Origin of the sequence: Kitasatospora sp. NPDC007106 (assembly GCF_040634455.1) — a bacterium.
GTDB classification, from domain to species: domain Bacteria; phylum Actinomycetota; class Actinomycetes; order Streptomycetales; family Streptomycetaceae; genus Kitasatospora; species Kitasatospora arboriphila.
In genome coordinates this window covers 1-6,389 of the sequence record NZ_JBEYFP010000338.1, presented here as the reverse complement: position 1 = coordinate 6,389, position 6,389 = coordinate 1, and the positions used below count along the sequence as shown (strand labels likewise).

The window sequence follows — 6,389 nt, the reverse complement described above, 5'->3', positions numbered from 1 at the left end:
CATCAGAGAGACCGACGCGCCACCCCTCGCATGCCCTGGGCACGAGGGGTTTTTTGTTGCACGCGAACCGTTCCATCCCTGCAAGACCACTGGCCCCAAGCGCCGCAAATCGGGACGATTGGGGCAGAGCCGGCTTACCGGTCCGACGCACGGCAGGACCCTCAACTGCCCGGGCCGGCAGAACCCGAGAAGAGACAGGCAGATGACTGAGCACGCCGCATCCCCCCGCCGCGGGGACACCCCGGCAGCCCACGCTCCGGGTCAGCAGACCACCGTCGAGACGATGACCGGAGCGCAGTCGCTCATCCGCTCCCTCGAGGCCGTAGGGGCCGACACGGTCTTCGGCATCCCCGGCGGCGCGATCCTCCCCGCGTACGACCCGCTGATGGACTCCACCAAGGTGCGCCACATCCTGGTCCGCCACGAGCAGGGCGCCGGCCACGCCGCCACCGGCTACGCGCAGGCCACCGGCCGCGTCGGCGTCTGCATGGCCACCTCCGGCCCGGGCGCCACCAACCTGGTCACCCCGCTCGCCGACGCCTACATGGACTCCGTCCCGGTCGTCGCGATCACCGGCCAGGTCGCCTCCAAGGCGATCGGCACGGACGCCTTCCAGGAGGCGGACATCTGCGGCATCACCATGCCGATCACCAAGCACAACTTCCTGGTGACCGACCCGGCCGAGATCCCCCGCGTGATCGCCGAGGCCTTCCACATCGCCGCCACCGGCCGCCCCGGCCCCGTCCTGGTCGACGTCGCCAAGGACGCCCTGCAGGCCACCACGGTCTTCCGCTGGCCGGTCGAGACCTCGCTGCCCGGCTACCGCCCGGTCACCAAGCCGCACGCCAAGCAGATCCGCGAGGCCGCGAAGATGCTGGTGAACGCCAAGCGCCCGGTGCTCTACGTCGGCGGCGGCGTGCTCAAGGCGCAGGCCAGCGCCGAGCTGCGGATCCTCGCCGAGCTGACCGGCGCCCCGGTCGTCACCACCCTGATGGCGATCGGCGTCTTCCCCGACAGCCACCCGCAGCACCTCGGCATGCCCGGCATGCACGGCTCCGTCCCGGCCGTCACCGCCCTGCAGAAGGCCGACCTGCTCTTCACCCTCGGCGCCCGCTTCGACGACCGCGTCACCGGCAAGCTGGACAGCTTCGCCCCCTACGCCAAGGTCGTCCACGCCGACATCGACCCGGCCGAGATCGGCAAGAACCGGCCCGCCGACGTCCCGATCGTCGGCGACGCCCGCGAGGTCATCGCCGACCTCATCGTCGCCGTCCAGGCCGAGTACGACGCCGGCCACAAGGGCGACTACGCCGACTGGTGGGCCAAGCTCGACGAGTGGAAGCGCACCTACCCGCTGGGCTACGAGCCCGCCCCCGCCGGCGAGCTGTCGCCCCAGCAGGTCATCGAGCGGATCGGCCAGCTGGTCGGACCGGACGCCATCTACGCCGCGGGCGTCGGCCAGCACCAGATGTGGGCCAGCCAGTTCATCCGCTTCGAGAAGCCGGCCACCTGGCTCAACTCCGGCGGCGCGGGCACCATGGGCTACGCCGTCCCGGCCGCCATGGGCGCCAAGGCCGGCAAGCCCGACACCGCCGTCTGGGCGATCGACGGCGACGGCTGCTTCCAGATGACCAATCAGGAGCTCGTCACCTGCGCCCTGAACAACATCCCGATCAAGGTCGCGGTCATCAACAACGGCTCGCTCGGCATGGTCCGCCAGTGGCAGACGCTCTTCTACAACCAGCGCTACTCCAACACCGTGCTGCACTCCGGCCCGGAGCACGACGGCAAGGAGCCGCCGGCCAACGGCACCCGGATCCCCGACTTCGTGCTGCTCTCCGAGGCGATGGGCTGCGTCGGCCTGCGCTGCGAGCGCCCGGAGGACCTGGACGCCGTCATCGAGCAGGCGATGGAGATCAACGACCGCCCGGTCGTCATCGACTTCATCGTCCACCAGGACGCCATGGTGTGGCCGATGGTGGCCGCCGGCACCAGCAACGACGAGATCCAGTTCGCCAAGGGCGTCCGGCCCGACTTCGGCGACGACCTCGACTGACGGCCCCGACCAACCGATAGAGAGCCCATGACCGCCATGTCCAAGCACACCCTCTCCGTCCTGGTCGAGAACAAGCCGGGCGTGCTCGCCCGGATCGCCTCGCTGTTCTCCCGCCGGGGCTTCAACATCGACTCCCTCGCCGTCGGCCCGACCGAGCACCCGGACATCTCCCGGATGACGATCGTCGTCAACGTCGAGGACCTGCCGCTGGAGCAGGTGACGAAGCAGCTCAACAAGCTGGTCAACGTGATAAAGATCGTCGAGCTCGACCAGAGCCAGGCCGTCCAGCGCGAGCTGGTCCTGGTCAAGGTCCGCGCCGACGCCGAGTCCCGCTCGCAGATCGTCGAGATCGTCCAGCTCTTCCGCGCCAAGACCGTCGACGTCTCGCCGGACGCCGTGACCATCGAGGCCACCGGCAGCTCCGACAAGCTGGAGGCCATGCTGCGCATGCTGGAGCCGTACGGCATCAAGGAGCTCGTGCAGTCCGGCCTGGTGGCGATCGGGCGGGGCGCCCGGTCGATCACCGACCGCTCGCTGCGCGCCCTCGACCGCAGCGCGTAGCGGCACCGGCGCGCCGCGCGGGCGCGCCGTCTCACCCCCTGAAGCACCGCCCCCGAACCCCCGCCGGGTCACCTACGGTGGAGACCGCACCACCCGGCATCACCATCACTGCAAGGAGATGTGCCCCCGTGGCCGAGCTGTTCTACGAAGACGACGCCGACCTGTCCATCATCCAGGGCCGCAAGGTCGCGGTCATCGGCTACGGCAGCCAGGGCCACGCCCACGCGCTGTCCCTGCGCGACTCGGGCGTGGACGTCCGCGTCGGCCTGAAGGAGGGCTCCAAGTCCAAGGCCGTCGCCGAGGAGGCCGGCCTGCGCGTGGTGACCCCGGCCGAGGCCGCCGCCGAGGCCGACGTCATCATGATCCTGGTGCCGGACCCGATCCAGGCCGACGTCTACGAGGAGTCCATCGCGCCGAACCTGAAGGCGGGCGACGCCCTGTTCTTCGGCCACGGCCTGAACATCCGCTTCGGCTTCATCAAGCCCCCGGCGGACGTCGACGTCTGCATGGTCGCCCCGAAGGGCCCGGGCCACCTGGTCCGCCGCCAGTACGAGGAGGGCCGCGGCGTCCCGTGCATCGTGGCCGTCGAGCAGGACGCCACCGGCAACGGCTTCGCGCTGGCCCTGTCGTACGCCAAGGGCATCGGCGGCACCAAGGCCGGCGTCATCAAGACCACCTTCACCGAGGAGACCGAGACCGACCTGTTCGGTGAGCAGGCCGTCCTCTGCGGTGGCACCGCCGCCCTGGTCAAGGCCGGTTTCGAGACCCTGGTCGAGGCCGGCTACCAGCCGGAGATCGCCTACTTCGAGTGCCTGCACGAGCTGAAGCTCATCGTCGACCTGATGTACGAGGGCGGCCTGGAGAAGATGCGCTGGTCGGTCTCCGAGACCGCCGAGTGGGGCGACTACGTCACCGGCCCCCGCATCATCACCGCCGACACCAAGGCCGAGATGAAGAAGGTCCTGGAGGAGATCCAGGACGGCACCTTCGCCAACACCTGGATCGCCGAGTACAAGGCCGGTCTGCCGAAGTACAACGAGTACAAGAACGCCGACGCCGACCACCTGCTGGAGACCACCGGCAAGAAGCTGCGCAAGCTGATGAGCTGGGTCGACGAGGAGGCGTAAGCACCTCCGGGGGGTCATCCCCCTTGTACAAGTCGGCTGTTCCCGTCCGGGTGATTTCTCCGGACGGGAGCAGCCCGTCCCGAAGCCCGCCGATACACTTCCGAGTGCGCGTCAGGCCCACAGCGTCGTGCGTCTAGCTACGCGGCATGCCACCTTCCCCCGCTGGTCACGCCACCTTCGTGCCGGGGCGAACCGGACAGTTAAGGACACACTGTCGTGAGCAAATCCGTAGTACTCATCGCCGAAGAGCTGTCTCCCGCCACCGTCGACGCCCTGGGCCCGGACTTCGAGATCCGCCAGTGCAACGGCGCGGACCGCACCGAGCTGCTGACCGCGATCGCCGACGTGGACGCGATCCTCATCCGCTCCGCCACCAAGGTGGACGCCGAGGCGCTGGCCGCCGCCAAGAAGCTCAAGGTCGTCGCCCGCGCCGGCGTCGGCCTGGACAACGTGGACGTCTCCGCCGCCACCAAGGCCGGCGTGATGGTCGTCAACGCGCCGACCTCCAACATCGTCACCGCCGCCGAGCTCGCCTGCGGCCTGCTGATCTCCGTCGCCCGCAACATCGCGCCGGCCAACGCCGCGCTCAAGCAGGGCGAGTGGAAGCGCAACAAGTACACCGGCGTCGAGCTCTCCGAGAAGGTGCTCGGCGTGGTCGGCCTCGGCCGGATCGGCGTGCTGGTCGCCCAGCGGATGTCCGCCTTCGGCATGAAGATCGTCGCCTACGACCCCTACATCCAGGCCGCCCGCGCGGCCCAGATGGGCGTCAAGCTGGTCTCCCTGGAGGAGCTGCTGGAGGTCTCGGACTTCATCACCGTCCATCTCCCCAAGACCCCGGAGACCATCGGCCTGATCGGCGACGAGGCGCTGCACAAGGTCAAGCCGACCGTGCGCATCGTCAACGCCGCCCGCGGCGGCATCGTCGACGAGGCCGCGCTCGCCAGCGCCCTGCGCGACGGCCGGGTGGCCGGCGCCGGCCTGGACGTGTACGCCAAGGAGCCGTGCACCGACTCGCCGCTGTTCGCCTTCGACAACGTGGTGGCCACCCCGCACCTGGGCGCCTCCACCGACGAGGCCCAGGAGAAGGCCGGCATCGCCGTCGCCCGGTCGGTGCGCCTCGCGCTCGCCGGCGAGCTGGTGCCGGACGCGGTCAACGTCCAGGGCGGTGTCATCGCCGAGGACGTCCGCCCGGGCCTGCCGCTCGCCGAGAAGCTCGGCCGGATCTTCACCGCGCTGGCCGGCGAGGTCGCCGTCCGCCTCGACGTCGAGGTCCGCGGCGAGATCACCCAGCACGACGTCAAGGTGCTCGAACTCTCCGCGCTGAAGGGCGTGTTCGAGGACGTGGTGGCCGAGACGGTGTCCTACGTCAACGCCCCGCTGTTCGCCCAGGAGCGCGGCGTCGAGGTCCGGCTGACGACCTCCAGCGAGTCGCCCGAGCACCGCAACGTCATCACCGTCCGCGGCACCCTCGCCAACGGCGAGGAGGTGGCGATCTCGGGCACGCTCTCCGGCCCGAAGCAGACCCAGAAGATCGTCGGCGTCGACGGCTTCGACGTGGACGTGGCGCTCACCGACCACATGGCCTTCTTCACCTACGAGGACCGCCCCGGCGTGGTCGGCACCCTCGGCCGCATCCTCGGCGACGCCGGCATCAACATCGCCGGCATGCAGGTCGCCCGGGACGGCTCCGGCGCGCTCGCCTCGATCACCGTCGACAGCGAGATCTCGCAGGACGTGCTGAACGCCATCGCCGCCGAGATCGGCGCCAAGTTCGCCCGTGCGGTGAACCTCGGCTGAGCCTCCCTCAGGCCGCTGACCTGGGCCCGGACCGCCACGGCGGTCCGGGCCCGGGCGTTTTCCGGGCCCCGGACGGGCCGTCGGCAGGCGCCCGCGTCTCAGATACTAGGAAATCCAACTATTCGTGCAGACATCCACGGCCGGCCGTCGTACCGTGGAAGGGTCATACGGTGAGCCACCCCTGCAAGCCCAGGGTGACGGCCCGTGCGGCCCGTACGCGTACCGGCAGGCGATCCCTGCCCGGCGTACCCACCCTCCCCGTTCTTCGCGCCCTGCAGCTGGCGCACGCACCAAGGAGCCGGTATGCCCCACACCGCAGACCGCCACGCCCCCGCCACCCCCGCCGCCCCCGCTCCGCGCCGCCGCCGGCGCGCCGAGCAGACCCCGCGCTCCGCCGCCGACGCCCTGCAGCGCGCCCTGGACCGCCGCGACAACGGCGGGGTGACGGGCCACCACCTGGGCTGACGCCGCACTGGGCCGAAAGACTGACGCACCGTCACCCGGACGAGTGCACAGTGGCCCCCGACGAGCGAAGCGGCTCGCCCTGCCCGGCGCGATGATCCTAATTTGGGCCGTCGGGAGGGGGATCGACGTCCGCGCGGTGCGGGCGGCCGCACGATCAGGCCACCCCTGCCGGGGAGACCGCACCCGTGCGTACGCCCGCAGCCCTCGCGCTCGCCCTCGTCACCTTCGCCGCCCCCGCAGCATGGGCCGCCCCCACGGCCGGACGGGCCCCGGACCCGCCCGGCACACCGGTCACCGTGCTGCTGGAGCTCGGCACCGAGGCCGCGGCACCCGCCTGGCAGCGGGCCGCCGCCGACGCCCGCCGGCAGCGGCGCTCCCCGGAC

5 protein-coding genes and 1 pseudogene are annotated in these 6,389 nt (G+C 70.8%); all 6 read left to right on the top strand.

The window, feature by feature from the left end; translation table 11 throughout:
• The first annotated feature begins 202 nt into the window (after positions 1–202).
• Entirely contained in the window at positions 203–2,056 is a 1,854-nt protein-coding gene (locus ABZ641_RS22680; RefSeq protein WP_344622918.1) for an acetolactate synthase large subunit, read from the top strand.
• A 36-nt stretch (positions 2,057–2,092) separates the two neighbouring features.
• The gene (gene ilvN, locus ABZ641_RS22675) at positions 2,093–2,617 is read left to right on the top strand and encodes an acetolactate synthase small subunit (protein WP_263107951.1); all 525 of its coding nucleotides are present in this window, start codon (positions 2,093–2,095) and stop codon (positions 2,615–2,617) included.
• A gap of 128 nt (positions 2,618–2,745) precedes the next feature.
• Positions 2,746–3,744 carry a ketol-acid reductoisomerase gene (gene ilvC / locus ABZ641_RS22670; RefSeq protein ID WP_030272412.1) on the top strand — a complete coding sequence of 333 codons (999 nt, stop codon included), beginning with the start codon at positions 2,746–2,748 and terminating at the stop codon, positions 3,742–3,744.
• A 216-nt stretch (positions 3,745–3,960) separates the two neighbouring features.
• Positions 3,961–5,541: a phosphoglycerate dehydrogenase gene (serA, locus tag ABZ641_RS22665; protein ID WP_344622919.1), complete on the top strand. Its 1,581-nt coding sequence runs from the start codon at positions 3,961–3,963 to the stop codon at positions 5,539–5,541.
• Between the two features lie 303 nt (positions 5,542–5,844).
• Entirely contained in the window at positions 5,845–6,006 is a 162-nt protein-coding gene (locus tag ABZ641_RS22660) for a hypothetical protein (protein ID WP_359984350.1), read from the top strand.
• A 185-nt stretch (positions 6,007–6,191) separates the two neighbouring features.
• Positions 6,192–6,389: pseudogene (locus ABZ641_RS22655) on the top strand (hypothetical protein); the annotation flags it as partial.

Excerpts from the sequence above, each read along its gene's own strand:
- ABZ641_RS22680 (WP_344622918.1), top strand. The coding sequence starts at position 203 with ATGACTGAGCACGCCGCATCCCCCCGCCGCGGGGACACCCCGGCAGCC.
- ilvN (WP_263107951.1), top strand. The coding sequence starts at position 2,093 with ATGTCCAAGCACACCCTCTCCGTCCTGGTCGAGAACAAGCCGGGCGTG.
- ABZ641_RS22660 (WP_359984350.1), top strand. The coding sequence starts at position 5,845 with ATGCCCCACACCGCAGACCGCCACGCCCCCGCCACCCCCGCCGCCCCC.